The organism is Rhodococcus sp. NPDC055024 (assembly GCF_053608585.1).
On record NZ_JBSGVT010000005.1, the window covers coordinates 128,121 to 153,269 of the forward strand.

The window sequence follows — 25,149 nt, forward strand, 5'->3', positions numbered from 1 at the left end:
GGGAGTCTCCGGACTCCTTGACCGCGCACAGCTATGTCGGGGGCATGTTGAGCGGAGTCACGACCTGAACCGGTGACGTCGTAAAACCGAAGTGGGCGCCCATGGCGCCGTGCTCTTTCATGACCACCTGAGCGGCAGTGCGAAGATCCGCCCGCAGATCGTGGTGTAGCACCGCCGATATTCGCCTCTCCCCCAGCAACTTTCGATTGTCTCCGTCGAGATCGTGGGCGACGAAGACGGAGCACTCTCGATTCAGTTCTTCGAACGCGTCGACCGTAGCCAGGTTGCCGCCACCGATCGAATACACAGCACGGATCTGCGGATCGGATTCGAGCGCTGCCCGCACCAGTTTCCTACTTGTCTGGTCCAAACCGTCACTGTTCGGAATGTCGATCAAACGTCGATGCGGAGCCGAAACGCGCATGGCGGAGCGAAATCCCATCTCCCGTTCTTCCTCTCCGCGAAAGAATCCGCTGCTCATGCTGACCAGCACGTTGCCGTCCCGATCCCCCAGCCACTGATCGATCAAATACGCGGCGGTGGCTCCGGCGGCGCGGTTGTCGATGCCGATGTAAGCGGCTCGCCTGCTGCCGGCAACGTCGGTCACCAACGTGACGACCGGAATCTTTGCCGTCACGAGCCGATCGATCGCCGCCACGACTTCCGCAGTATCGGGAGCCTTGACGATGACACCGTGGGACCCGCGTCGGCGAATCTTGTCGAGCGTCGATGTCATCGCTTCTACCGAACCGGTCTCACGAAAGTGAAACCGGGACCGCACCACAGCGGGCGCAAGGGTCGGCAGTTCGGCCTCGAGCGCATCGCGGACGGCGTCGGAAAACCGTGCGGGAGTTTGCAACACGACGTCGACGATGAATGTTCGACCGACCAGTTTCAGTTGCGAGCGTTGACGTTCCAGGTCCGTGATCGCCTGGCGAACCTCCGATCGTGTGCCGTCGCGAACTCCAGGACGGTCGTTGAGCACCCGGTCGACGGTGGCCTCACTCAGGCCCGACTGTTGGGCGATCTCCCGCACTTTGAATCGATGCGCCACAACTACCTCACAATGATGGATATTTGATGGTTTTTCGCTGTTGCTCGAGGTCTTCGTCACAGCCAGACTAAACCCATGACTTCTCCGCCGGGCGTAATCAGGCCCGCACTCCTAGCCGACACTGTCGTACTGGTCAGTGGTGGCTCGCAAGGCGTCGGCGCCGGCGTCGTACGTGCCGCTGTCCGTGAGGGCGCGCAGGTGGCTTTCACCGGCCGACGCCCTGACGTCGGAAAGACTCTCGAGGCAGAACTTCCAGGAACCCACTTCATCGAAGCCGATGTGGCACAGACGGATTCCGCACTCGCCAGCGTTGCCGAGACGATCTCACATTTCGGCCGCGTGGATGCCCTCGTCAATTCTGCCGGGCTCACCTCGCGCGGCACGTTGCTCGACACCACCGAAGAGCTCTTCGACCAGCACATCGCGGTGAACCTTCGTGGTCCGTTCTTCACGATGCAGGCAGCAGTCAAAGACATGCGCGAACGTGCGGTCCCCGGGTCCATCGTCAACATCATCTCCACGTCCGAACTCGGCGGGCAGCCGTATCTCGCGCCGTACGTGGCAGCGAAGGCCGGGCTGGCGGGTCTGACCCGCAACGCCGCCCATGCGCATCGCTGGGATCGTATCCGGATCAACGGTCTCGACATCGGGTGGACACAGACCGAGGGGGAAGACCTCACGCAGAGAGCTTTTCACGACGCCGGTGACGATTGGCAGGAACGTGCGGGCAGCACCCTTCCCATGGGCAAGCTCGGTCAGGTCGACGAAATCGCCGACTTCGTCGTCTTCCTGCTCTCCGATCGCAGCGGAGTCGTGACGGGTTCGATCGTCGACTGGGACCAGAACGTCTTCGGAGGGCTGGACTGATGGGCGCTCGTATCGGAGTCATCGGGCTCGGAAGAATCGGCAGCTACCACGCCCGAAACCTGCTCACGATGGACGGCGTCGACTCGCTGGTGGTCACCGACGCCGACGCACCTCGCACCTCCGACGTGGCAACCGAACTCGACGTGGAGTCCGCCGCCGACCCGGAGTCCCTTTTCGCCTCGGGAGTCGACGGCGTTCTGATCGCCGCGTCGTCGAGTTCGCACGCCGACTTGATCGAAGCCGCTGTCCGCCGGGGTATCCCGACGTTCTGCGAAAAGCCGGTCGCCGACTCCATCGAATCCTCCGTTCGTGTACTCGAGGCTGTCGAGCAGACCTCGGTACCGGTCCAGATCGGATTTCAGCGCCGCTTCGATCCGTCATTTGTGGCGGCATACGACGCAGTTCGATCCGGACAGCTCGGTTGGATCCACACTCTCCGGTCGACCACCCTCGATCCCGCTCCCCCACCGATCTCGTACATCGAACACTCCGGCGGCATCTTCCGCGACTGCTCGATCCACGATTTCGACATCGTCAGGTGGGTCAGCGGCCGCGAAGTCACCACGGTCTTTGCCACCGGCTCGAATCAAGGTGATCGCGCGATCGCCGATGCCGGTGACGTCGACACCGCTGCAACGGTTCTCACGTTCGAAGGCGGGACCATCGCGGTCGTGTCGAATACTCGCTACAACGGCCGTGGCCACGACTGCCGGCTCGAAGTCCTCGGCTCGAGAGACTCCGTCGCTGCGGGACTCGACGACCGTTTGCCGCTCCGCTCGCTCGACCCCGGAATCTCGTTTCCCTCGAAGGAGCCGTACACGTTTTTCATGGACCGTTTCACTTCCGCCTACCGTGCAGAACTCGAAGCATTCCTCGGCGTTGTCGCCGGGCGTCGGGAATCACCCTGTACTCCCGCGGATGCAGTCGAGTCGGCCTGGATCTCCGAAGCTGCAACGCACTCTCTGCGCGAGGGCCGGCCCGTCACGATCACCGAAGTCAAAGATCTGTTCCTTCACAACAAGAATGAGGCACACACATGAGCACTCCTCGCATCGCCGGCGCACCGATCTCCTGGGGTGTGTGTGAAGTCCCGGGTTGGGGCTACCAGCTCGACCCCGCGCAGGTTCTCCGTGAAATGCGCGAAGTCGGTCTTGCGGCAACGGAAATCGGTCCGGAGGGCTTTCTGCCGACAGCACCCGCCGAGATGGCCAAGGTGCTCGCGGATCACGACCTGAGCGCAGTCGGCGGGTTCGCACCGGTTCTGCTGCACGATCACGATCACGATCCGGTGCCCGGCATCTCCCCGATCCTCGACGGTTTTGTCGCCTCGGGTGCCGAGGTTTTGGTTCTCGCTGCCGCGACGGGCTCCGACGGCTACGATTCACGTCCGGAATTGGACGAGCAGAGTTGGAAAACCCTGCTGCACAATCTCGATCGGCTCACAGACGCTGCGGCCGAGCGCGGCATTCGAGCAGTCGTCCACCCTCACGTCGGAACGATGATCGAGCAGCGCGACGAGGTCCTGCGCGTGCTCGACGGCTCGGCCATCCCACTGTGTCTCGACACCGGCCATCTGTTGATCGGCGGGACCGATCCGGTCGACCTGGCGCGTCAAGCTCCCGAGCGCATTACCCACGTACATCTCAAGGACGTCGACGATGCCCTCGCATCACGCGTTCGCAGCGGCGAACTCACCTACACCGACGGCGTCAAGGCAGGAATGTACCGTCCGCTCGGTGGTGGCGACGTCGACATCGCCGGTGTCACGGCCATCTTGCAGCGACACGGTTTCGACGGGTGGTACGTGCTCGAGCAGGACACCATCTTGACCGAGGCGCCATCGGACGAGGGGCCGGTGCGCGACGTGCGAGCCAGCGTCGAGTACCTGCGGTCGGTTCTGTGACACCTACCCCGTTGCGAATAGGCATTCTGGGAGCCTCACGAATCGCCGAGAACGCGATGATCACACCTGCAACGGCCACCGGGCACCGCCTGGTGGCCGTTGCCGCACGCAACCCCGAGCGTGCCAGAGCCTATGCGGCCCAGCATGGGATCGAACGGGTGGTCGGTTCGTACGCGGAGCTGATTTCGGATCCGGAGGTGGACGTCGTCTACAACGCGCTGCCCAACAGCCTGCACGGCCCGTGGAATCTCGCCGGCATTCAGGCGGGCAAGCACGTGCTGACGGAGAAACCGTTTTCGAGCAACGCGGCGGAAGCACAGGCGGTAGTCGAGGCAGCACGCGTGAGCGGAGTGACGCTGCTCGAGGGTTTCCACTACCTCTTTCATCCGGTGAACCGGCGCCTGCTGGATCTGGTTCGGAATGGCGCCGTCGGCGAACTAACTCGAGTGGAAACGGTACTGCGGATGCCGACCCCCGCCGAGAACGATCCGCGGTGGGAACTCGCGTTGGCGGGAGGGTCTCTGATGGACCTGGGCTGCTACGGATTACACGCTTCCCGGATGCTGAGTGACGTGTGCGGTGGGGCGCCGGTAGTGACCGCGACCCGTCACGAGGAATACGTTCCGGGAGTTGATTCGTGGTTCGACATCGAACTCGAATATCCCAGCGGCGCCACGGCATCCGTGGTCACCACGATGTTGGACGAGCGTTATCACTTCACCTTCCAAGTCTTCGGCACGGAAGGGGACGTCCTGGTGCACAACTTCCTGCAGCCGGACGTCGACGACCGCGTCTCCGTCACGGCCGGTGGGCGCACGATCGTCGAGCATCTGGGCACCAAGTCGTCGTACACCTACCAACTCGAGGCCCTGGCCGATCATCTGGCCGGGGACTCGACACTTCCCATCGGCCCGGCCGACGCGCTCGCCAACATGACGATGATCGACGAGGCGTACACGCATTCCGGCCTCGGGGTTCGGCCGACTACCACCCTCTGACGAAACGACTACTGCCTCGGTTCGATTCGAACCGAGGCAGTAGTCGTGACGTTCTGATCTAGCGGCGAAGCTCGTGGGTCAGTGTCTCGAGCTCGTCACCGCCTGCCATCTCCTTGGTCAGTTCTTCGAGCGAGATGTCGTCGTACTTGGCGTCGAGCTTCTGACGTCCTCGGTTGAGGAGAACGAAGTGATCGCCGACCATGTACGCGTGGTGCGGGTTGTGCGTGATGAAGATGACGCCGAAACCCTGCTCCTTGGCAGCGGTGATGTAGCGCAACACCATTCCCGATTGCTTGACGCCGAGCGCTGCTGTCGGCTCGTCGAGAATCAGCACGCGCGCGCCGAAGAAGATGGCGCGTGCGATGGCAACACACTGACGCTGACCGCCGGAAAGGCTGCCGATCGGTGCGTCGACGTCGGGCAGTTCGATGCCCATCTTCGACAGTTCCGAGAGCGTCGTCGCACGCATGGCGTTGGCGTCGAGCGACTTGATGAGTCCGCCCTTGCGCAGTTCCTGCCCGAGGAAGAAGTTGCGCCACACCGGCATCAGCGCAACAACGGCGAGGTCCTGGTAGACCGTCGCGATGCCTTTGCCAAGCGCTTCTTTCGGAGAATGGAACGTCGTCGGTTCGCCGTCGACGAGCAGTTCACCTTCGCTCTGCTGGTGCAGGCCGGCGATGATCTTGATCAGTGTGGACTTGCCTGCGCCGTTGTCACCGAGCACGCCGGTCACCTCACCCGCGCCGACGCGGAGGTTGATTCCCTTGAGCGCGATGATGTTTCCGTATTGCTTACCGACGTCCTTGAGCTCGATCAGTGGCACGTTGCCGCCCGAGTTCGAGAGAGCGGGAACTTCAGCTGTGGTACTCATGTGTCACCTTTTCGCAGCGTAGTTGCGGAATGCGTTGTTGGCGATGACCGCGAAGAGCAGCATGGCGCCGAGGAAGAACTTGAACCAGTCCGGGTTCCAGCCTGCGTAGACGATGCCCTGGTTGGTCATACCGAAGATGAATGCGCCGATCGCAGCGCCGATCGCGGTTCCGTAACCACCGGTGAGCAAGCAACCGCCGATGACTGCGGCGATGATGTACAGGAACTCGTTACCGACTCCCTGACCGGACTGAACGGTGTTGAACGAGAACAGCAGATGCATGCCCACGAACCAGGCCGCAAAGCCGACGGTCATGAACAGACCGATCTTGACTGCCGTCACCGGCACACCGATCGCGCGTGCGCTGTCCTGATTACCACCGACCGCGAAGATCCAGTTGCCGATCTTGGTCTTGAACAAGATGAACGTGGCAATCGCGGTGAACAGCAGCCACCACACGACGGTGATCTTGACGGACACGCCGAATACCGAGAAGGACGACGCGAATACCTTTTTGGCGGAATCGAATCCGGCCATGTCGGAGACGCTGGGTGTGGCCACTTGACCACTAACGAGCTTGGTGACGGCCAGGTTGATGCCGGTCAACATCAGGAACGAACTCAAGGTGATGAGGAAGCTGGGAATCTTCGTCTTCATGACGAGGTAACCGTTGAAGAATCCGACCGCGAGCGAAACCACCAGCGCCAGAATTGCGCCCACCCACAGATTGAGGTGCAGGTTGTAGGCGATCATGGACGCTGCCAGCGAGGACGTGGTGACCGCGACGCCGGCGGAGAGGTCGAACTCGCCGCCGATCATGAGCAGGGCGACCGCACAAGCCATGATGCCGATCGTGGAGCTCGAGTAGAGCACTGTCGCAAGCGCTTCCGGCGTACGGAACGGCGCCGCGACGATACAGAAGAAGATGAAAATAGCGATGGCGCCGACAAGTGAACCCATCTCGGGGCGGAGCAGCAGACGCTGAATGCGCTTCTGCTCCTTCACCCGTTCATCGGTCACGACTTTGTGGGCGGCAAGGTCGAGATCTGCCTGAGTGGACATGATTTCCCTTCCGTGCTGGACAGGCGCACGGCGGGCGGATTCTCAGCCCTCCGTGCGCCCGGATCAGCGAGTTCCGTTCTTGGCGTACTCGGCGACCGAGTCGATGTTGGTGTTGTCGATGAACGCGGGTCCGGTCAGCGTCGGCAGGCCGCCGCCGATCACGTTGCCGTTGTTGAGGTATAGCCACAGCGAATCGATGGCGAGGTAGCCCTGCAGGAAGGGTTGCTGGTCCACTGCCCACTGCACGTCACCGGATTTGATGGCGTCGACGAGAGCCGCGTTGGTGTCGAAGGTGACCACCTTCGCCTTGCTGCCTGCGTTGCCGACCGACGTCACGGACGTCAATGCAAACGGCGCACCGAGAGCGAGGACTCGATCGATGGCCGGGTCCTGCTGAAGCTTCGCGGTGATGGTCGACTCCACCGACGGCATGTCCTTGCCGTTGACGTTGAGAATCTCCGTCGCTCCCTTGAACGACTTCTTCACGCCGGCACAACGTGATTCGAGGCTCACGTTGCCCTGCTCCTGAATGACGCACAACACCTTGGTCGCTCCTTCGGTGTTGAGTCGCTCGCCCGCAGCTTCACCGGCAATCGACTCGTCCTGACCGAAGTACTCCTTGACGCCCATGTCCTTCCAGGTTTCGAGGCCCGAGTTGAGGGCGACCACCGGAATGCCCGCGGCGGTGGCACTTTGGACCGCGGCAACCATGGCGTCAGGCTTCGCGAGGGTGACTGCAATCCCGTCGACCTTGCTGTCGATCGCGCTCTGAACCAGGTTGGCCTGATTCGGTGCCTCGGGATCGGCGGAGTACCGAAGTTCGATGTTGTCCTTCGCCGCTGCGGTTTCGGCGCCCTTGCGCACCAGATCCCAGAACGTGTCACCGGGAACTTCGTGGGTGATCATCGCAATGGTGGCGCGGGGCGTGTCCGCCGTACCCGCGCCCATTCCGGATCCGGAAGAATCCGGCTTACCGCCGGTGCTTGAACAGGCGGCCAGACCCAAGACCACGACTGAGGCTCCGGCCAGTACGGCAACGCTCTTGCGCCCCGTGAGAAACGACATGTGAACTCCCTCTCGACATCAACCAACGGCCCGCGAACGGATGGTGCTCGGTTGTATGTGAAAGATGTAATACCCGTCACAGTCGAATGTCAATAGTTTGTTCTGACATTAGGACTGCTTATCAAAGACGGGACAACCCGGATCCCGTGGAAACGCCAGGTCAACGCGCTGCAGGTCCAGTTGAACCTCGAACTACTAGTTGTGGCTGCGCGACTATGTCCTTGCCCAAGAGTCCACTTCCGCCGTCGAGGCGTTCGGAGATCCGCTCCACCGCGGCGCCGCCCAGAAACGCCGTGTCCTGCCTGACACTGGTCAGATCGATGTGCGCCAAACCTGCCAATGCACTGTTGTCGAATCCGATCACGGAGACGTCGCCGGGCACCGAGACCCCGGCACGCAAGAAGACGTCCAGGACTCCGAGCGCGCAACGATCGTTGAAAGCGAAGACCGCACTGGGAAGCCCTTCTTCGACCATCGACCGCGCGGCGTCTGCCCCGAACGCCTCCGTGAGACCGCCCGGAAGGATCCGCGATTCCAGACCGGTCGCCCGCATGGCCTTCCGGTAGCCCTGACGCCTCTCCTGGGCACCCGGACCGCGTCCGCCGTCGACGTGGACGATCGAGCGGTGCCCGAGTTCAACGAGATGATTCACGGCCATCACGGCGCCCGCCTCGTCGTCCGTGCGGACAACGTCCACATGCACTGAGGGCATCTTCCGCGCGAGCACGACGACGGGAACCTTGGCCGCCAGGTCGACGATCTCCGATTCCGGCGCCTGCGAACCCAACAGCAAGATCGCCTCGCATCGGTCATCGAGAAGGGTACGCACGGCGCGCGAGCCAGGCCTGCGATCCGAGACGGCACTGAGGACGACGTCGTAGCGCAACCTTTCCGCTGCGTCGTAGATCTCATCGAGCAGTTCCGCGTGAAATGTTTGCGCCGCAACGTAACTGACACCGATCAAGCGGCTGCGATGTTGACGCAGCAGTCGCGCAGCGTTGTCGGGTCGATAGCCGAGTTGGTCCGCGGCCGCCTTGACTCGTACACGCGTCGCATCGCTGGCACCCGGGACATCACGAATGACGATGGACACCAGTGCGCGTGACACTCCGGCCAGATCGGCAACATCCTGCAAGGTGGGGCGTCGACTGTTCACCTCAACAGACTAGATCGTTCCAGCAAATATGCACGCAAACGTTGACGCGCGCCGCAACCGGCGCTTTACTGGCACCACTAGAACGATCTAGTTCCTCATTCTCACTCCGAACGGAGCCCCCATGTCTGCCTCTGTTGCAGTCGGTCTCATCGGCGCCGGATGGATCGGCCGTTTCCACGGCGAGTCCGTCGCGCTGCGCATCCCCGGCACCCGTCTGGTCGCCGTCGCCGACCCCGCGGCCGGCGCTGCGGCGTCATTGATCGAGCGTGTCAGGCCCGACGCTCGCCCGTATACCGATGCACTCGAACTGATCGCCGATCCGAATGTCGAAGCGGTGCTCATCAGTACGCCCGCATCAACTCACACCGATCTCGTGGTAGCAGCAGCGGAGGCCGGCAAGCATGTCTTCTGCGAAAAGCCGATGGCCTTGACGCTCGAAGACGCCGATCGCGCAATCGGCGCGTGCGCTGCGAACAACGTTGCGCTGCAGGTCGGTTTCAATCGGCGCTTCGCCGCTGATTTCGCGGCAGCCCACGACGTGATCACCACCGGCGGGATCGGGACCCCACAGCTACTGCGTTCCCTGACCCGCGATCCGGGCATCACCGCCGACGTCGCTGCTCGGGTCAAGCCGTGGACCATCTTCAACGAGACGCTGATTCACGACTTCGACGCTCTGCTCTGGCTCAACCCGGGGGCACGCGTCGTCGAGGTGTTCGCGCAGGCCGATGCTCTCATCCATCCGCAGTACAAGGAGCAGGGGTGCCTCGATACGTCGATGGTTCAGTTGCGCTTCGACAACGGCGCCCTCGCGTCGGCCGAGGCCAACTTCCAGGCCACCTACGGCTATGACGTGCGCGGTGAAGTCTTCGGTTCCGGAGGAATGGTGAGTGCAGGAGAGGTCACTCGGACCGCGATGCGTCAGTACAGCTCGCCGGGTGTTCTGGCCGACACACCCCGGGTGAACATCGAACTCTTCCATGACGCATATGTCGCTCAACTGGCACACTTCGCCGATTGCGTCCGCTCCGGTACTGCGCCGTCAGTTGACGGTCTCGATGCCCGCAACGCGCTGGAAATTGCCTTGGCTGCAAAAGAATCCGTGGAAACCGGGCTGCCGGTGTCGCTACTGTCGGTGCCGCGATGAGCCCGTTCGACTTGGCGGTCTCCGCCGAAATGACGTTCACCGAACTCCCCTTCGTCGAGCGTGTTCGGCGGATCTCGGATGCGGGATTTGCTGCAGAGATCTGGAGTTGGCAGGACAAGGACCTCGACGCTCTTGTCGCCACCGGAGCTCGGTTCTCCTCGATGACCGGCTACCTGCACGGCGATTTGTTCGACGAGGCGGGCAGCGCCGAACTGGTACGCACGGCGCAGCTGTGCCTCGCTCCGGCAGCGAAACTCGGCGTTCCCCGGCTGAACTTCCACACCGGTGAGCTGATCGACGGGCAGGCTGCTCGCCCGCAGTATCGAACTACCGGGGCGATGTGGCTGACCGCCGGCCGCGCACTCGAGAAGATCGCGCGCCTCGGCGAAGACGCCGGAGTTGTCTTCTGCCTCGAGAATCTCAATACGATTGTCGATCACCCCGGAGTTCCGATGGCCCGAGCCAAAGACACTCTGGCACTGGTGGAATCCGTCTCACACCCGAACCTCAAGATGATGCTCGATCTCTACCACGCACAGATCGGCGAAGGAAACCTCATCGAACTCGTGCGGCGTTGTGGTGACAACATCGGCGAGATTCAGGTGGCCGACGTACCTGGGCGCTGCGAACCTGGAACCGGCGAGATCAACTACCCCGCCATCGCACGCGTTCTCGCTGACCAGGGATACACCGGCACAATCGGTTTGGAGGGTTGGGCGTCGGGAGACAATGACACCGCGCTCACTGCCTTCCGGAAAGCCTTCACACTCTAGGCCTTCCCCGGGAACGTAATCCCCACCTGACGGCGGATCTCGTCGAGGATGTCGAGCGTCGCAACAGCCGCGTCGAGCGGATGGACCGGCGACTCGACATCCCCGGCGGTGATCCTCCGCGCCGCGTCGGCAGCCTCGAACGCGAGACCGCCGACGTATCCGTCGACCGGGTCGTCGTAGCGCGCAGAACTTCCGTCTCCGAGCCGGACCGTGAAGGACCCGGGGCGGTAGAACATCGAGTCCAGAACGATCATCCCCTTGTCACCGCAGATCGAGGCGGTGTTGGGTGTGTCAGCGAGGATGGTGGTGCTCAGACTCGCCTGAGCTACACCGGACCAGGAGAGCACCGCGGAAATCTGGCCGTTCACTTGGTCGTTCGCCGGCTGACCGAAAGCGAAAACCGAAGTCGGAACACCCAGCACTCGATGCGCAAGACTGACCGGATAGGTCCCGAGGTCGAGAAGCGGCCCGCCCGCGAGCGCCGGATCGTAAATACGGTGATCGGTCTCGAACCGTTCACCGTGATCTGCCAGAACCGTACGTATGGTTCCCAGAAGTCCAGCCTCGATGATCTGGTCGATCACATCGAACTTGGGCAGGAAGGACGTCCACATCGCCTCCATGCAGAACAATCCGAGCGCTGCTCCCCTCTCTTGAATGGCACGTCCCTGTCCGCCGTTCAAGGCAAGTGGTTTCTCGATCACAACATGCTTTCCGTGATCCAATGCCGCCATCGCGCAATCGAAATGAGCAGTGTGCGGGGTTGCGACATAGACGACGTCCACCTCCTCGGAGGCAAGCAAAGCTTCGTAACTGCCGTGAGCGCGTCGGATCCCCCACTGGTCCGCGAAGGCCTGCGCTCGGGCCAGTCCACGCGAAGCAACTGCCGTCACCTCCTGAGCTGTATTGGTCTGCAGGGATTCCACGAAGCGCTGTGCAATCCAGCCAGGACCGAGGATCCCCCAGCGCAAAGTCGGGGCGTCGATCGGATCGGGGACCCGGGTGCGAGGGAGTTCCAGAACGGTAGAAGAAGTCATGCCTCGAACTGTAGAGTCGAATCGCGAACTATGTAAGGACATTATGTTGTCCAATTAAACTCTCTGGAAGTAGGAACCTCATGTCGATTCGTGTCGGTGTGATCGGAACCGGCGTCATGGGCGCCGACCACGTCCACAATCTGCATTTCACGGTCTCCGGGGCAACGGTCTCAGTGGTCGCAGACCTCGATCAGGACCGGGCAGTGTCGGTTGCGTCGGCAGTCGGAGCACGGTGGGTGACCGATCCCTTGAAACTGATCAACGACGCTGACGTGGATGCCGTAGTCATCGCTTCCCACGATTCGACGCATGCCGACCTCTCCCTTGCTGCGATCGAAGCCCGAAAACCGGTTCTGTGCGAAAAGCCTCTTGCAGTGACAGCGCAGGATTGCCGACGCGTTGTTGCAGCCGAGAACCCCGAAAGCCCTCTGGTGAGCGTCGGCTTCATGCGTCGGTTCGATCCGGGATACGTAGCGCTGAAGGCCGAAACACATTCGGGCCGTATCGGAGACCCACTGATCGTGCACTGCTCGAGTCGAACAGTCAGCACCTACCCAGGCGGCAGTTCGGAATCCACGGTGACCAACTCCGCGATTCACGAACTCGACATCGTGCCGTGGATCCTGAACTCCCCCGTCGTTGCGGCCAGTTGGCACTGCGGGCGCTCCAGCTCACTCGTGACCGATCGCCAGGATCCGCAAGTGATCATGCTTCGCACCGCGGACGGCGTTCTCACCACGGTCGAGATCTTTCTGAACGCGCGGTACGGCTACGACACTCGGTGCGAGGTCGTGGGCGAAATCGGCGCGGCTCGCCTCGCCGAACCCGTGGTCATTCACACCGACACGGACCGCTCCCACTCGTACGGCTATGCGGCGGATTGGATTCCGCGTTTTGCCGAGTCGTATCGGCGCCAACTTCACGAGTGGATCGACGCGTTGAGCACCGGTAGACCGTCGACGTTGGCCACAGCAGCCGACGGACTGCAGGCAAACCTCGTGGCTGCGGCAGTGATCAAGTCGATGCACTCCGAAGGAGAAACTGTCTCGGTCGAAACCATGGGGGACGCTTCTCGAGGTCTTTTTGATGGATTTCAGGGGTAGTTTCGATGGCTTTTCCTTGGCAGTGTTTGAGTCACAGCGCATCTTGAATCCCGCAGGAAAGGTCCCCGAATGACTCCAGCACTGACCGACCACACCGTGCCGTCCGCGGGTAGGTTGCACCGGCAAAACTGCAACATCGAAGACTTCGCCGCTTTGGTCGCATACGAGACAGACTTGGTGGATTACCGATACGCCGATTCTGTGGCCGACGGGGTCCTGCTGTACGACTCGAAGGCATTGGTCGAACAATCGTCGAATCCTGAAATCCGCGCGGAGATTCAGGACGAGATCGCCCGTGCGTTACTCACCGGGCCCGGCATCACGGTCTTCCAAGGCGCATTCGACGCGGAGGTATTGGATCGCGCCAGTGCAGTCTTTCGTGAACTCATTGCGCGCCAACACGAATCCGGCGTGACGTCCGGAGATCACTTCGCCAAACCCGGAGCCAACGACCGGATCTGGGGCGCACAGCTGAAGCTGGCGCTCGAAGATCCCGGGGCCTACGTCGACTACTACTCGAACAGCATCGTCGCTCTGGCTTCCGAAGCGTGGCTCGGCCCCATGTATCAGGTGACGTCAGACGTCAACGTCGTCAATCCTGGTGGATCCGCGCAGAACCCGCATCGCGACTACCACCTCGGCTTCATGTCGAGCGACGTAGCCGCGAAGTTTCGGGCGCATGTGCACCGCTTGACCCCCGCCCTCACCTTGCAAGGTGCAGTCGCCCATGTGGACATGCCGGTCGAGACGGGCCCGACGAAATATCTGCCGTACTCCCAACAATTCGAATCCGGATACCTCGCGTTCGAGCGTCCCGAGTTCAAGGACTACTTCGAGGCCAATTACGTCCAATTACCTTTGGAGAAGGGAGATGCCGTCTTCTTCAACCCTGCACTGTTCCACGCCGCCGGCCACAACAAATCCGCCAACGTCCTGCGCATGGCAAATCTTCTTCAGGTGTCGTCAGCCTTCGGTCGCGCCCTCGGAACCATCGACCGGGAGGCGCTCGTCAACGCGATCTATCCGGCACTGCTCGCCCTCAGCGAAGCAGGTTCCGACGAGTCCGTTCGCTGTGCCGTCGCCGCTTCCGCTGAGGGCTACGCCTTCCCGACCAATCTGGACCGAGACCAACCGATCGACGGCCTCGCGCCTCAGACGCAGGCAGAACTCGTGACGGAGGCGGTTCGCGAGCGGATCTCGCCTGACCATCTGGCCGAGTTGCTGAAGGCACAGTCCGAGAGACGAATGGCCTGAGGGACGACAGCGCTGACGAGACTTGGACCGCCCAATGCCGGTCAGTCGGTACGCTCGTGGCATGGGGTGGGACTTGTTAGTGCTGTTCGCCATGATCGGCCCGTTGGCGGTGTTCGGGTGGGCGGCTGTTCGGGCAAGGCGCCGCGGGCTTGGGGGGTCGTTCGTCGGGCCGTTTCAGGAGATGTTCGATCCCGGTGCGGCGCGAGCACAGACTGTCATCGAACAGATCGCGGAACTTCCGGATCCTGCGGACTCCGGCGACCCGGACAACGACGACGATGTGCCGTACACAGTCGCCTACGAGGGTGTTCGGCTCCACATCAACCCCGGTAAGGCTCGACAGCGCGGAGGCGACGGGACCACCAAGCGAGCTGAGTGAAAGTCGGACCGGATACAACGCGAGGGAGAACTGGTTCAGTCAGGGCCGGCGAAGTTGATAGGTGATACCGTTCTCCAACTCATCTGAGCTGAAGGACTCCGGAGAGAAGTGGCCCAAGCTCACCTCATAGTTTCTCTGGTTTGCGGGGACGGCATCAAAATGTGCGGTGTAGGAGCAGGTGCTCATTCCGTCGGGAAGTTGATCGATTGCCTCGACCTCGAGTGTCGACCTTGTGGATGCAGCGCCGCTGCCCCCGAAAATCTGAATCTGGTCGTTCGGAGCAACACGAATCATGTCGATCACGCACTCTCCAGAGACCGTCTCGGCCTGCTCTGCCTGACCGGTCACCGTTATCGTGGCGGCAAAGGTTTTCGGCACATCGACATTGGTCGTGCAGCTTGTCAGCATCAGCGCTCCCACAGAGCCCGCTGCCGCAGCCGCAACCTGTGCTGACCTTCGCCTCATAGTCGTCAACGGTAGTGCGTCCGAGTCGCCACGGTGCTCGGTTGCCGAATCCGAAGAGTCACACGGGGCCCCTCGCCGGCCGGCCGAACCACTTGGACAGCTGAGTATCCAACTCCGCCTGCGAATCCCCGACCCATGCCACGTGACCATCCGGTCGAAGCAGTACGGCCGGTGCGTCCAATTCGGTGCTGGTGTCGACCACGTGGTCGACGCGATCACTCCAACCATCTACCGACAGTTGGCCACCCTGGTCGAGCAGAAGTCCGTCGAGCAGAAGTCCGCGGCCGGATCGCATCAGGTCGTACAGGTTGCCGCGCGTCAACGCGATGTTCCGCAGCCTCCGACCGAGTAGGTCGTCACCTTTGCCGAAGTCGTAGCGAATCGAGATCGCAGTGATCTTCTCGGTCAGATAACGCTTGACGTCTTCGAAGTCCATCAGCTCGGAGATCAAGCGTCGCACAGCTTGTGGACCGGCTGCGGTGGAGATCAGCTCCGCCTGCGCGCGCGTGTTGTCGAGAACGTCGGCAGCCACCGGACGCCGTTCCGATTCGTACGTGTCGAGCAGGCTCTCCGGCGCCCAACCGTTGATCTCTGCGGCGAGCTTCCAGCCGAGGTTGAAGGCATCTTGGACACCGAGATTGAGGCCTTGTCCGCCCATCGGTGGGTGGATGTGAGCGGCATCGCCGGCGAGGAAAACCCGGTGACGGCGGTAGTGCTCCGCCAGTCGGGTGGCGTCACCGAAGCGCGAGAGCCACCGCGGCGAGTGCACACCGAAGTCGGTGCCGGCAATGGCCAGTAGCTGTTGCTTGATGTCGTCGAGCGTCGTCGGAACCGCGCGACCGTCGGCAACTTCGGCCGCGGGTACCACGACGCGAAAAGCACCATTGCCCGCGGGACCGACTCCGAATCGTTTGTGCGTTTCCCGGATTTCGGCGACAACGGCGGCCAGTTCATCAGCCGGCATTGTCACGTCCATTACGCCGATCAGCGTGTCGGCGCTCGACGGCTCGCCGGGAAACCCGACGTCGATCAGCTTCCGAACGGTGCTACGCCCACCGTCGCAGCCTACGAGGTACCGCGCGTGAAGTGTTGTGCCGTCCGACAATTCCGCTGCGACGTTGTCACTGTCTTGACGGATTGCGACGACGCGCTTCCCTCGCTGAATGTCCGCGCCGACGTCGGTGGCGTGTTCGGCAAGAATCCTGTCGATCTCGGGCTGAGGTATGCCCAGTACGTATCCGTGCGCAGTATCGAGGTGAGCGGGTGCCGGCTTGCTGATCCCCGCGAAGAATCCGCCGAGCGGGTACTTGCGGCCGTGCGCGAGGAACTTGTCCAGCAACCCGCGCTGTTCCATGATTTCGATGCTGCGGACGTGAATGCCGAGGGCACGGACGAACCGGGTCGGCTCCTCGTCCTTGTCAATGACAACGACGTCGACGCCGTGTAGCCGGAGCTCGCCTGCCAGCATCAATCCGGTTGGTCCGGCACCGACGATGATGACGTCACTCATGCAAACCCCTCCTCCGGGCAAGGCATTTGCTTGCTCGCAGCAGCCGAGTCTGCACCATCACCCGGGCCTTGCGGCAAGCCCCCGGTCCCGCGTTATGATGAATGTGGCGGGAGGCCCCTCTTCATCGGCGCGCCAACACCGCAGCGCCTGTACCGTGCGGGAGCCGCCAACTCTCGATCACCGTCGGCACCAGCATGAGCCCGAGAACACCCAGTGTCAGCGAAAACGGCACTCCTCCGCCAAGATCGCCGGACTCCGCCAGTGGCGTGCAGAGCGTGATCACCAACGCGGACAGCGCAATACCCAGACCGGACGCCAGCTCCTGCAGGGTTGCATGCAAGGTATTGGCATCGGTCAGCTCCCCCGAGTCGACCTCGGCGAATGCCAAGCTGTTGTACGCGGTGAACCCGATTGATCGCAGCGCGCCGCTGACGAACAGCGCCACGGCGACAACTCCGTCCGGTGTCGACGACGAAATCAGTGCCAGCGCACCGAAGCACACCACCGACAGAACGCCGTTCCCCACCAGAACTCGTCTGATCCCGAACCTGCGCATGAGCGGCGTGGTGAGCGGTTTGATCGCGATGTTGCCCACAAACAGAGCCATCACCAGCAGACCAGCCTTGAACGCCGACATTCCGAATCCCACTTGGAACAACAGCGGCAGCACAAACGGCACACCCATGATCACGAGCCGGTACAGCGAGCCGCTCGACGCGACAATCCGAAACGATCGGAGCCGCAGGACCCCGAGCGCAATGAGCGGGTGATCCGACCGGAGGAGGTGAATGACGGCCAAGGTCAACAAGATCAGAGACACAACGATCCCGAGGCCCACTCGAATCCAATCGGTCCCGGAACTGTGCACGCTGTCGAGTGCCACAACGAGCACGGCGACGCCTGCTCCGATCACCACCAGGCCCAGCCAGTCGAGGCTTCGTTTTTGCGCTTCCCGAATTTCAGGCACCATGCGCAATGCAAGGAGAAACCCGACGATCCCGATCGGGACGTTGATCAGGAATATCCAGCGCCACGACGCGATCGACACGATGGCTCCACCCAGAGCGGGCGCGAGAACCGGCGCTGTGAGCGCCGGCCACGTCAGGTAGGCGATTGCCCGTACCAGTTCCGCCTTCGACGTCACCCGCAATACTGCGAGCCGCCCCACCGGCACCATCATGGCGCCGCCTACCCCTTGTAATGCGCGCATTCCCACCAGCATCGGGAGGGACGTACTGAGAGCACATCCCACCGATGCCACAGTGAAAACGGCTATGGCGGAGATGAAGACACGCCGCGTTCCGAATCTGTCGGCCATCCATCCGCTCGCCGGAATCAAGACTGCCAACACCAAGAGATACGAAGAAACGGCGACATTGACGTCGACGGCAGCGACTCCGAATGATTCGGCGATCGACGGCAGCGCCGTTGTGAGAATCGTCGCGTCGAGCATCTCCATGAACAGCGCTGCTGCCACCAGCAGCGCCAGCCCGCGGGGAAATGTCACTGCGCCAGAGCCTTTCGGAGACGCTGTCGATCAGCCGAGAGTGATCCAACCGCCGGAGGACACCGAGGCGACCATCGCGTCCAGAGCCTGCGCCGACGCGACAGCATCAGCGATGGTCGCGCCCTGCGGCGCTCCGTCCACGATCGAAGAGATGAAATTGCGAGCCTCGATCACTTTCAGGTCGTCGTAGCCCATCGCGTTGGCCGCGCCGGGCTGGAAGCGGCCGAACTCACCCGACTCTGGGCCGACCAAAACCGTCGTGACGGATTGGTCCTGGTACTTCGAGCCGAGGCTGGTGCCCAGTTCACCCATCCGGCGGTAGTCCCAGAACACGGCGCCCTTCGTGCCGTGAATCTCGAATCCGTAGTTGTTCTGCTCTCCCACGGCGACTCGGCACGCTTCGAGGGTGCAGCGGCCACCCGAACCGAGGCGCAGCAGTGCACTGACGAAGTCCTCGTTCTCGACAGCCCCCATCTCTCCGCCGATGGCCCGTGCATGTCCACTGGTTGCGGCGGACGGTCGCGCCCGCTCCGGGATGAAGATGGCAGTATCCGCAACGAGGGCGTCGACGTCTCCGAGGAGATGACGGATGAGATCGATACCGTGCGAAGCCAAGTCACCCAGGACGCCGGCGCCGCCGCGCTCACGCTCGTACCGCCAACTCAAAGCGCCTTCGGGGTGCGCCGCGTAGTCGCTGAGGAAGCGAAAACGCGAATGGGTGATCGTGCCCAACTCCCCCGACTCGATCAGGCTCTTTGCCAGGGCCACGGCCGGCGCGTTTCGATAATTGAAGCCGACGCTCGACTGCACACCGGCCTTCGAGACAGCTGCTGCAACAGCTTTCGCGTCTTCCGTGGACAACCCGACGGGCTTCTCGATCCAGATGTGTTTGCCGGCCTCTGCCATTGCGACGCCGATTTCACGGTGCAAGAAGTTCGGGGCCGTGATGCTCACCGCGTCGATCGCCGGATCGGCTGCGATATCGCGCCAGTCCTGGGTGAAAGCGTCGAAACCGAATTGGTCCGCTGCTTCCTCCCCTCGGCCCGGCACTTCGTCGGCGACGGCAGCGAGGCGGATCACGGGAAGCTGGGGATAGTGCTGCCGCAAACGCAGATACGCCTGCGTGTGTACGCGGCCCATCCATCCGAATCCGGCAACTGCTACAGAAATGCCTGTCATGAGGCTCCGTTCGGGTCATATGATCGAAGGATCGCAGAAATTCTGGGGTCACAAATCACCCCCACTGACGCGGTCAGGCGGGTACTCGTGTCACCGGGATCGAGATCTAGCGGTCGACCACAGTGGTGTCGAAGTAGTAACGCGACGCCCGGTAGCAGTGGCTGCCGTACTCGACGGCACTACCTGAATCGTCAAATGCAGTGCGGCTCATGGTCAAGAGGGCAGCACCCATTTTCTCGTCGAGCAATCCTGCTTCTTCGCGAGTCGCCGCCCGAGCGCCGATTCGCTGCCGCGCCACACGGATGTGAACGCCGCGAGTTCGCAAGGTCTGGTAGAGCCCCTGCGTCTCCAACTCCTCGGGGTCGGGTGCGATGTCCACCGGAATGTAATTGGTCATCACTGCCAGCGGTTCACCGTTGGTGCTCCGCAGACGCCTGATGGTGGCCACTTCGGCGTCAGGTTCGAGGTTGAGTTCCGCGGCAACATCTTCGCCGGGAACTCCCACCGTGAACTCGAGCAGCTTTGTCGTCGGCGCCTGGCCTGCCCTCGCCAGATCGTCGAACAGGCTGGTGAGCTCGACAGGGCGGTGCACCGGACTCTGCACCACCTGAGTTCCGACACCCCGCTTGCGAACAAGCAGGCCCTTGTCCACCAGTTCCTGAATCGCGCGTCGTGTGGTCGGACGCGAGAGATTGAGCCGTTTGGCCAACGCCAATTCGTTCTCGAAGCGATCGCCTGGGGCAAGGTCGCCACCGAGAATAGCGCCCTCGATTGCCTGGGCCAGCTGAAAATACAGCGGCACTGGGCTCGAGCGGTCCAACTCGACGGCGAGTGCTGCGACCACGGTCAACTCCGATCTCTGACTTGGGAAGGCGCCGTATCGACGCTACTTCTCTCGGCAGTGTATGCGAACACTAACATTCACTTGACCGCAAGTCATAATGTCCAGACAAACTATTGACAATCGCTGTGTCGCGGCGCACAGTTTCAGTCATACATCGGTGCCCTGCGTGGGCAACCCACCACGAACTCTCGGGAGTCAGTTTTGACAAGCATCAACACTCACCAGAGCGGGTCACACATCCCTGACGCACCCTTCGACGTGCTTGCCATCGGCCGATCGGGTGTGGACATCTACCCACTTCAGACCGGTGTCGGACTTGAGGACGTCGAGACGTTCGGCAAGTTCCTCGGCGGCAGCGCAGCCAATGTCTCGGTGGCGGCCGCGCGCCTCGGTCGGCGAGCAGCATTGATCTCCGGCGTCGGCAACGATCCCTTCGGGAAGTTCGTCACACGCGAATTGGCACGTCTCGGTGTCGACAACAGGTTTGTCGTCACCAATTCGGAGTATCCGACACCGGTGACGTTCTGCGAGATCTTCCCCCCGGACGACTTTCCTCTGTACTTCTATCGCAAGCCGCATGCGCCTGATCTTCGGATCACCCCGCAAGACATCGACCTCGACGCCGTTCGAACAGCCTCGCTGTACTGGTCGACTGTGACGGGGCTGTCCGAAGAACCGAGCCGCAGCGCACACTTCGCCGCCTGGGAAGCCCGCGAACGCCGCCCGCTGACCGTTCTAGACCTGGACTACCGCCCGATGTTCTGGTCGACGCCGCAGGACGCGACCACGCAGGTACAGCGCGCCCTCGCACACGTGACGGTAGCGGTCGGGAATCGTGAAGAGTGCGAAATCGCTGTCGGTGAGACCAACCCGAACAAGGCTGCGGACGCGCTTCTCGACCTCGGAGTCGAACTGGCCATCGTGAAGCAGGGCCCGAAGGGTGTACTCGGCAAAACGCGTAAGCAGTCGATCACCGTGCCGCCCAACACCGTCGACGTGGTCAACGGGCTGGGAGCAGGCGACAGCTTCGGCGGATCACTGTGCCACGGACTGTTGGCCGGGTGGCCGCTGGAGAAGGTACTGCGCTACGCCAACGCGGCCGGCGCGATAGTCGCATCTCGGCTCGAATGCTCCACTGCGATGCCGACCGCCGAAGAAGTCCACGATCTCGCCGAAGCCACAGCCACGGAGGCAGTCAATGTCTGACAAGCTCGCCGCCCGCCCCCTCGCCACCACCTACGCCGAAGTGACGGAACTGCGTGCGAGCGATCCGCAGATCATCGAAAAGGCTTGGGCTGCACGAACTCCTCGCGCCACTGTTCGAGGCAACGGCCGGCTCATGATCGTCGCTGCCGATCATCCGGCGCGTGGGGCGCTGTCTGTCGGCGGCAAGCCGACAGCGATGAACAGTCGTACCGATCTGCTGGACCGGTTGCGCACTGCTCTCGACAATCCCGGAGTCGACGGCGTTCTCGGTACTGCGGACATTCTCGACGATCTGCTCCTCCTCGGCGCCCTCGACGACAAGGTCGTCTTCTCGTCGATGAACCGCGGCGGCCTGGCAGGCGCCAGCTTCGAACTCGACGACCGCATGACGGGTTACACCGCGGCCGGTACCGCAAAGTTCGGCATGAACGGCGGAAAGATGCTGCTGCGCATCGCACTCGACGACGCGGGCACTCTGCCCACCATGACGGCATGTGCGGAAGCCGTGGACGAACTGGCCGCGGCCGGACTGATCGCGATGCTCGAGCCGTTCCTCTCCAGTCGCGTGAACGGCAAGGTGGTCAACGATCTCAGCCCCGACGCCGTGATCAAGTCCATCCATATCTCCCAGGGCCTCGGCTCCACCTCGGCGTACACGTGGATGAAGTTGCCGGTCGTCGAGGAGATGGAACGCGTCATGGATGCGACGACTCTCCCGACGCTCCTGTTGGGCGGCGATCCGCAGATCGCGCCGGAAGAGACGTACGCAAAGTGGGACGCTGCCCTTCAGCTGCCGTCCGTGCGCGGATTGATCGTCGGGCGTGCGCTGCTCTACCCACCAGACAGCGACGTCACCGCGGCCGTCGACACCGCCGTCAAGCTCGTCCACTAGAACCGACCTGGCAGGAGCAAGATGTTCAGCAAGTACTACGTCCCCGCCGGCTCCTCCGCCGACGGTGATTTCACGACAGTGGTCACGCCGGAGTCTGCCGGGTGGACCGAATCCAGCTTGTGGACACTCGAACTCGCCCCGGGTGCGAACGTCCACCTGCAGTCCGGCGAGAACGAGATCATCGTCGTTCCACTGGCGGGTTCGGCCGTGGTTGTTGCCGAAGGGACCGAGATTCCCCTGACTGGCCGCGCATCGGTTTTCGACGGTCCGAGTGATTTTGCGTACGTAGGACGCGACGCCGACTACTCGGTCAGCAGCGCTGACGGAGGCCGCTTTGCTCTGTGCGGAGCCCGCGCCGGCGCCAAGCTTCCCCATCGCTACGGTCCCGCTTCAGGAGTTGCAGTCGAGCTCCGCGGCGCCGGGAACTGCAGCCGACAGGTTCACAACTTCGCCACCGCAGACACTTTCGAGGCAGACTCCATCATCGCGTGTGAGGTCATCACCCCCGGCGGGAACTGGTCGTCGTATCCCAGCCATAAACACGACGAGAACAGCGACGTCGAATCGGCCCTCGAAGAGATCTATTACTTCGAGATCGACCGAAGCCCCACCGGCACCGAAGGATTCGGCTACCACCGCGTGTACGGAACCGCCGAGAGACCTATCGAGGTGCTCGAGGAAGTCCGCTCCGGCGACGTCGTCCTCGTGCCGCACGGCTATCACGGCCCGTCCATCGCAGCTCCGGGACACCACATGTACTACCTCAACGTCATGGCAGGTTCGGGCGAGATCCGGGCGTGGAACATCTGTGACGATCCGCAACACACCTGGCTGCGCGGAAGCTGGGATCACCAGGACATCGACCCTCGACTGCCGTTGCAGTCCCACAACTGACGGAAGTGAAAGCTGTGGCACCCACCAACAACGCAATCGGCAATCGTCTACCTCGCGACGAGCCGACCGTTCACCTCACCGTTTCTCAAGCTGTCGTCCGCTTCCTCGCCAACCAGTACACCGAACGCGACGGCCAGCGCACCAAGCTGTTTGCCGGCTGCTTCGGAATCTTCGGGCACGGGAACGTCGCCGGGTTGGGGCAGGCACTCTTGCAGGCCGAAATCCAAGACCTCGACGCCGGCCGTGAGCCGACGCTCCCCTACGTGCTCGGCCGCAATGAACAGGCGATGGTGCACTCGGCGGTCGCCCACGCCCGCATGAAGGACCGCCTGCAGACGTGGGTAGTCTCGTCCAGCGTCGGCCCGGGCGCCACCAACATGATCACCGGCGCGGCACTGGCCACCATCAACCGTCTACCTGTATTACTTCTGCCCGCAGATACTTTCGCGACGCGAGCCAGTGCCCCGGTCCTGCAGGAACTCGAACTCCCGTCGAGCGGTGACGTCACAGTCAACGACGCTTTCAAACCGGTTTCGCGATACTTCGATCGGGTATGGCGCCCGGAACAGTTGCCGAGCGCTCTGCTGGCCGGCATGCGAGTTCTCACCGACCCCGTCGAGACCGGCGCAGTCACCATCGCCATCCCGCAGGACGTACAGGCCGAGGCTTTCGACTGGCCGGAGTCGTTCTTCGCCGAACGAGTCTGGCACGTGGCCCGTCCGCTCCCCGAGCGATCGGTGATCGAACGCGCCGCCGCGATCATCCGTTCGGCTCGCAAGCCGCTGATCGTCGCCGGCGGCGGCGTGATCTACAGCCAGGCCACGGACTCTCTGGCAGCGTTCTGCGCGCAGACCGGAATCCCCGTGGGGCAGAGCCAGGCCGGCAAGGGTTCCTTGGTCTACGACCATCCACAATCCGTCGGAGCGGTGGGGTCCACTGGCACCACCGCTGCAAACGCTCTGGCCACCGAGGCGGACGTCGTCATCGGAATCGGTACGCGGTACAGCGATTTCACGAGCGCATCCCGCACCGCCTTCACCAATCCAGACGTTCGCTTCGTCAACATCAACGTCGCTTCACTGGATTCCGTGAAGCAGGGCGGTGTCAGTGTGGTGGCCGACGCGCGTGAGGCTCTCGACGCCCTGGCGCTCGCGCTGAGCGACTACCGGGTGGACGACGAGTACGCGTCCAGGATCGGTGAACTCGCTCGCGATTGGGATGCTGTCGTCGAATCGGTCTACAACCCGGCCGAGCCTGCAGCCGACGGGTCGCTGAATCAGAATCAGGTGATCGGTCTGGTCAACACTCTGTCCGATCCACGTGACGTCGTGGTGTGCGCTGCCGGGTCCATGCCGGGTGACCTCCACAAGCTGTGGCGTACTCGCGATTCGAAGGGCTATCACGTCGAATACGGATACTCCTGCATGGGATACGAAGTTGCCGGTGGTCTGGGCGTCCGGATGGCTTGTCCCGATCGCGACGTGTTCGTCATGGTCGGCGACGGTTCCTATCTGATGATGGCCACCGAATTGGTCACCGCCGTGCAGGAACGCCTCAAGGTCATCGTCATTTTGGTGCAAAATCACGGATTTGCCTCCATCGGTTCGCTGTCCGAGTCGCTCGGTTCCCAGCGCTTCGGCACGCAGTACCGCTACCGCTCGAATGACGGACGTCTCGACGGAGGGGTTCTCCCGGTCGATTTGGCCGCGAACGCCGCCAGCCTCGGTGTCGACGTCATCCGCGCCAACACCGCTGCCGAGTTCGCCGAAGCGATCAAGGTTGCCAAAGCAAGCGACACCAGTACGGTCATCCACGTCGAAACCGATCCGCTGATCGGCGCCCCGGACAGCGAATCCTGGTGGGATGTACCGGTATCGGCCACCTCCGAACTGGAGTCCACCAAGAAAGCACGGACAACTTACGAGTCCTGGAAGAAGATCCAGCGACCGTACCTCCGTCCATCCGAATGAAAATTCCGCACAA

At 62.5% G+C, this 25,149-nt stretch carries 24 protein-coding genes; 13 read left to right on the plus strand and 11 right to left on the minus strand.

The genetic code is table 11. The features are described 5' to 3' along the window. Window positions 1-31 precede the first annotated feature (31 nt). Window positions 32-1,054 carry a LacI family DNA-binding transcriptional regulator gene (locus ACWF6P_RS13455; protein ID WP_452621432.1) on the minus strand — a complete coding sequence of 341 codons (1,023 nt, stop codon included), beginning with the start codon at window positions 1,052-1,054 and terminating at the stop codon, window positions 32-34. Between the two features lie 75 nt (window positions 1,055-1,129). Between ACWF6P_RS13455 and ACWF6P_RS13460 the strand changes: the two genes are divergently transcribed. From ACWF6P_RS13460 to ACWF6P_RS13475, 4 genes are read left to right on the plus strand one after another with little or no spacing between them, the layout of a single operon-like run. Further along, complete coding sequence (locus ACWF6P_RS13460; protein ID WP_378545083.1) at window positions 1,130-1,921, plus strand: SDR family oxidoreductase; 792 nt, start codon at window positions 1,130-1,132, stop codon at window positions 1,919-1,921. Further along, window positions 1,921-2,961, plus strand: a complete 1,041-nt coding sequence (locus ACWF6P_RS13465; RefSeq protein WP_452621307.1) for a Gfo/Idh/MocA family protein — start codon at window positions 1,921-1,923, stop codon at window positions 2,959-2,961. The genes ACWF6P_RS13460 and ACWF6P_RS13465 overlap by 1 nt, the downstream gene beginning before the upstream one ends. Then, window positions 2,958-3,824 carry a TIM barrel protein gene (locus tag ACWF6P_RS13470; RefSeq protein ID WP_378447699.1) on the plus strand — a complete coding sequence of 289 codons (867 nt, stop codon included), beginning with the start codon at window positions 2,958-2,960 and terminating at the stop codon, window positions 3,822-3,824. Before ACWF6P_RS13465 ends, ACWF6P_RS13470 begins: the two co-directional genes overlap by 4 nt. Continuing rightward, window positions 3,821-4,822, plus strand: coding sequence for a Gfo/Idh/MocA family protein (locus ACWF6P_RS13475; RefSeq protein WP_452621308.1), 1,002 nt, complete (start codon window positions 3,821-3,823; stop codon window positions 4,820-4,822). Before ACWF6P_RS13470 ends, ACWF6P_RS13475 begins: the two co-directional genes overlap by 4 nt. A gap of 58 nt (window positions 4,823-4,880) precedes the next feature. Here ACWF6P_RS13475 and ACWF6P_RS13480 read toward each other — a convergent pair whose 3' ends face one another. From ACWF6P_RS13480 to ACWF6P_RS13495, 4 genes are all read right to left on the minus strand, one after another. Beyond that, window positions 4,881-5,693, minus strand: coding sequence for an ATP-binding cassette domain-containing protein (locus ACWF6P_RS13480; protein WP_007727336.1), 813 nt, complete (start codon window positions 5,691-5,693; stop codon window positions 4,881-4,883). 3 nt (window positions 5,694-5,696) lie between these two features. Beyond that, entirely contained in the window at window positions 5,697-6,755 is a 1,059-nt protein-coding gene (locus ACWF6P_RS13485) for an ABC transporter permease (protein ID WP_069145865.1), read from the minus strand. Window positions 6,756-6,818: 63 nt separating this feature from the next. Next, window positions 6,819-7,820: a substrate-binding domain-containing protein gene (locus ACWF6P_RS13490; RefSeq protein ID WP_003941029.1), complete on the minus strand. Its 1,002-nt coding sequence runs from the start codon at window positions 7,818-7,820 to the stop codon at window positions 6,819-6,821. Window positions 7,821-7,980: 160 nt separating this feature from the next. After that, the gene (locus ACWF6P_RS13495) at window positions 7,981-8,976 is read right to left on the minus strand and encodes a LacI family DNA-binding transcriptional regulator (RefSeq protein ID WP_452621309.1); all 996 of its coding nucleotides are present in this window, start codon (window positions 8,974-8,976) and stop codon (window positions 7,981-7,983) included. 121 nt (window positions 8,977-9,097) lie between these two features. Here ACWF6P_RS13495 and ACWF6P_RS13500 point away from each other — a divergent pair, with 121 nt between their 5' ends. Both ACWF6P_RS13500 and ACWF6P_RS13505 read left to right on the plus strand, forming a co-directional pair. Continuing rightward, window positions 9,098-10,123 carry a Gfo/Idh/MocA family oxidoreductase gene (locus ACWF6P_RS13500; RefSeq protein WP_452621310.1) on the plus strand — a complete coding sequence of 342 codons (1,026 nt, stop codon included), beginning with the start codon at window positions 9,098-9,100 and terminating at the stop codon, window positions 10,121-10,123. Continuing rightward, complete coding sequence (locus ACWF6P_RS13505; protein WP_452621311.1) at window positions 10,120-10,896, plus strand: TIM barrel protein; 777 nt, start codon at window positions 10,120-10,122, stop codon at window positions 10,894-10,896. The genes ACWF6P_RS13500 and ACWF6P_RS13505 overlap by 4 nt, the downstream gene beginning before the upstream one ends. On the opposite strand, the gene ACWF6P_RS13510 is transcribed toward ACWF6P_RS13505, so the two are convergent. Next, the gene (locus ACWF6P_RS13510; RefSeq protein WP_452621312.1) at window positions 10,893-11,933 is read right to left on the minus strand and encodes a Gfo/Idh/MocA family protein; all 1,041 of its coding nucleotides are present in this window, start codon (window positions 11,931-11,933) and stop codon (window positions 10,893-10,895) included. The two genes, ACWF6P_RS13505 and ACWF6P_RS13510, sit on opposite strands and share 4 nt — an antisense overlap. A gap of 80 nt (window positions 11,934-12,013) precedes the next feature. Here ACWF6P_RS13510 and ACWF6P_RS13515 point away from each other — a divergent pair, with 80 nt between their 5' ends. From ACWF6P_RS13515 to ACWF6P_RS13525, 3 genes are all read left to right on the plus strand, one after another. Further along, window positions 12,014-13,036 (plus strand): Gfo/Idh/MocA family oxidoreductase, encoded by a 1,023-nt coding sequence (locus tag ACWF6P_RS13515; protein ID WP_452621313.1) that lies wholly within the window; start codon window positions 12,014-12,016, stop codon window positions 13,034-13,036. A gap of 69 nt (window positions 13,037-13,105) precedes the next feature. Next, window positions 13,106-14,290, plus strand: a complete 1,185-nt coding sequence (locus ACWF6P_RS13520; RefSeq protein ID WP_452621314.1) for a phytanoyl-CoA dioxygenase family protein — start codon at window positions 13,106-13,108, stop codon at window positions 14,288-14,290. Between the two features lie 61 nt (window positions 14,291-14,351). Beyond that, window positions 14,352-14,669 carry a hypothetical protein gene (locus ACWF6P_RS13525; RefSeq protein WP_241199139.1) on the plus strand — a complete coding sequence of 106 codons (318 nt, stop codon included), beginning with the start codon at window positions 14,352-14,354 and terminating at the stop codon, window positions 14,667-14,669. Between the two features lie 39 nt (window positions 14,670-14,708). On the opposite strand, the gene ACWF6P_RS13530 is transcribed toward ACWF6P_RS13525, so the two are convergent. From ACWF6P_RS13530 to ACWF6P_RS13550, 5 genes are all read right to left on the minus strand, one after another. Beyond that, window positions 14,709-15,089, minus strand: coding sequence for a hypothetical protein (locus ACWF6P_RS13530; protein WP_378545116.1), 381 nt, complete (start codon window positions 15,087-15,089; stop codon window positions 14,709-14,711). A gap of 103 nt (window positions 15,090-15,192) precedes the next feature. Beyond that, window positions 15,193-16,644 (minus strand): rifampin monooxygenase Iri, encoded by a 1,452-nt coding sequence (gene iri, locus ACWF6P_RS13535; RefSeq protein ID WP_452621315.1) that lies wholly within the window; start codon window positions 16,642-16,644, stop codon window positions 15,193-15,195. Window positions 16,645-16,765: 121 nt separating this feature from the next. Continuing rightward, window positions 16,766-18,151, minus strand: a complete 1,386-nt coding sequence (locus ACWF6P_RS13540) for an MFS transporter (protein ID WP_452621316.1) — start codon at window positions 18,149-18,151, stop codon at window positions 16,766-16,768. A gap of 30 nt (window positions 18,152-18,181) precedes the next feature. Next, on the minus strand, window positions 18,182-19,330 hold the full coding sequence (locus ACWF6P_RS13545; protein WP_452621317.1) for a Gfo/Idh/MocA family protein: 1,149 nt from the start codon (window positions 19,328-19,330) through the stop codon (window positions 18,182-18,184). Between the two features lie 106 nt (window positions 19,331-19,436). After that, window positions 19,437-20,174, minus strand: coding sequence for a GntR family transcriptional regulator (locus ACWF6P_RS13550; RefSeq protein WP_452621318.1), 738 nt, complete (start codon window positions 20,172-20,174; stop codon window positions 19,437-19,439). 201 nt (window positions 20,175-20,375) lie between these two features. Here ACWF6P_RS13550 and iolC point away from each other — a divergent pair, with 201 nt between their 5' ends. Genes iolC through iolD form a run of 4 tightly spaced genes read left to right on the plus strand, consistent with a single transcriptional unit; the run spans window position 20,376 to window position 25,136 of the window. Further along, on the plus strand, window positions 20,376-21,380 hold the full coding sequence (gene iolC / locus ACWF6P_RS13555; protein ID WP_003940877.1) for a 5-dehydro-2-deoxygluconokinase: 1,005 nt from the start codon (window positions 20,376-20,378) through the stop codon (window positions 21,378-21,380). Then, the gene (locus tag ACWF6P_RS13560) at window positions 21,373-22,272 is read left to right on the plus strand and encodes a Cgl0159 family (beta/alpha)8-fold protein (protein WP_452621319.1); all 900 of its coding nucleotides are present in this window, start codon (window positions 21,373-21,375) and stop codon (window positions 22,270-22,272) included. Before iolC ends, ACWF6P_RS13560 begins: the two co-directional genes overlap by 8 nt. Before the next feature lie 21 nt (window positions 22,273-22,293). Further along, complete coding sequence (gene iolB, locus ACWF6P_RS13565) at window positions 22,294-23,166, plus strand: 5-deoxy-glucuronate isomerase (protein WP_287977257.1); 873 nt, start codon at window positions 22,294-22,296, stop codon at window positions 23,164-23,166. 14 nt (window positions 23,167-23,180) lie between these two features. Continuing rightward, window positions 23,181-25,136 (plus strand): 3D-(3,5/4)-trihydroxycyclohexane-1,2-dione acylhydrolase (decyclizing), encoded by a 1,956-nt coding sequence (gene iolD, locus ACWF6P_RS13570; protein WP_452621320.1) that lies wholly within the window; start codon window positions 23,181-23,183, stop codon window positions 25,134-25,136. The last annotated feature ends 13 nt before the right edge of the window (window positions 25,137-25,149 follow it).

Bases quoted from the DNA above. Each gene is read 5' to 3' on its own strand.
- iri (WP_452621315.1), bottom strand. From the start codon at position 16,644: ATGAGTGACGTCATCATCGTCGGTGCCGGACCAACCGGATTGATGCTG.
- iolB (WP_287977257.1), top strand. From the start codon at position 22,294: ATGTTCAGCAAGTACTACGTCCCCGCCGGCTCCTCCGCCGACGGTGAT.
- ACWF6P_RS13490 (WP_003941029.1), bottom strand. From the start codon at position 7,820: ATGTCGTTTCTCACGGGGCGCAAGAGCGTTGCCGTACTGGCCGGAGCC.
- ACWF6P_RS13460 (WP_378545083.1), top strand. From the start codon at position 1,130: ATGACTTCTCCGCCGGGCGTAATCAGGCCCGCACTCCTAGCCGACACT.
- ACWF6P_RS13505 (WP_452621311.1), top strand. From the start codon at position 10,120: ATGAGCCCGTTCGACTTGGCGGTCTCCGCCGAAATGACGTTCACCGAA.
- ACWF6P_RS13485 (WP_069145865.1), bottom strand. From the start codon at position 6,755: ATGTCCACTCAGGCAGATCTCGACCTTGCCGCCCACAAAGTCGTGACC.
- ACWF6P_RS13465 (WP_452621307.1), top strand. From the start codon at position 1,921: ATGGGCGCTCGTATCGGAGTCATCGGGCTCGGAAGAATCGGCAGCTAC.
- ACWF6P_RS13560 (WP_452621319.1), top strand. From the start codon at position 21,373: ATGTCTGACAAGCTCGCCGCCCGCCCCCTCGCCACCACCTACGCCGAA.
- ACWF6P_RS13510 (WP_452621312.1), bottom strand. From the start codon at position 11,933: ATGACTTCTTCTACCGTTCTGGAACTCCCTCGCACCCGGGTCCCCGAT.
- ACWF6P_RS13520 (WP_452621314.1), top strand. From the start codon at position 13,106: ATGACTCCAGCACTGACCGACCACACCGTGCCGTCCGCGGGTAGGTTG.
- ACWF6P_RS13515 (WP_452621313.1), top strand. From the start codon at position 12,014: ATGTCGATTCGTGTCGGTGTGATCGGAACCGGCGTCATGGGCGCCGAC.
- ACWF6P_RS13470 (WP_378447699.1), top strand. From the start codon at position 2,958: ATGAGCACTCCTCGCATCGCCGGCGCACCGATCTCCTGGGGTGTGTGT.
- ACWF6P_RS13480 (WP_007727336.1), bottom strand. From the start codon at position 5,693: ATGAGTACCACAGCTGAAGTTCCCGCTCTCTCGAACTCGGGCGGCAAC.
- ACWF6P_RS13500 (WP_452621310.1), top strand. From the start codon at position 9,098: ATGTCTGCCTCTGTTGCAGTCGGTCTCATCGGCGCCGGATGGATCGGC.
- ACWF6P_RS13545 (WP_452621317.1), bottom strand. From the start codon at position 19,330: ATGACAGGCATTTCTGTAGCAGTTGCCGGATTCGGATGGATGGGCCGC.
- ACWF6P_RS13525 (WP_241199139.1), top strand. From the start codon at position 14,352: ATGGGGTGGGACTTGTTAGTGCTGTTCGCCATGATCGGCCCGTTGGCG.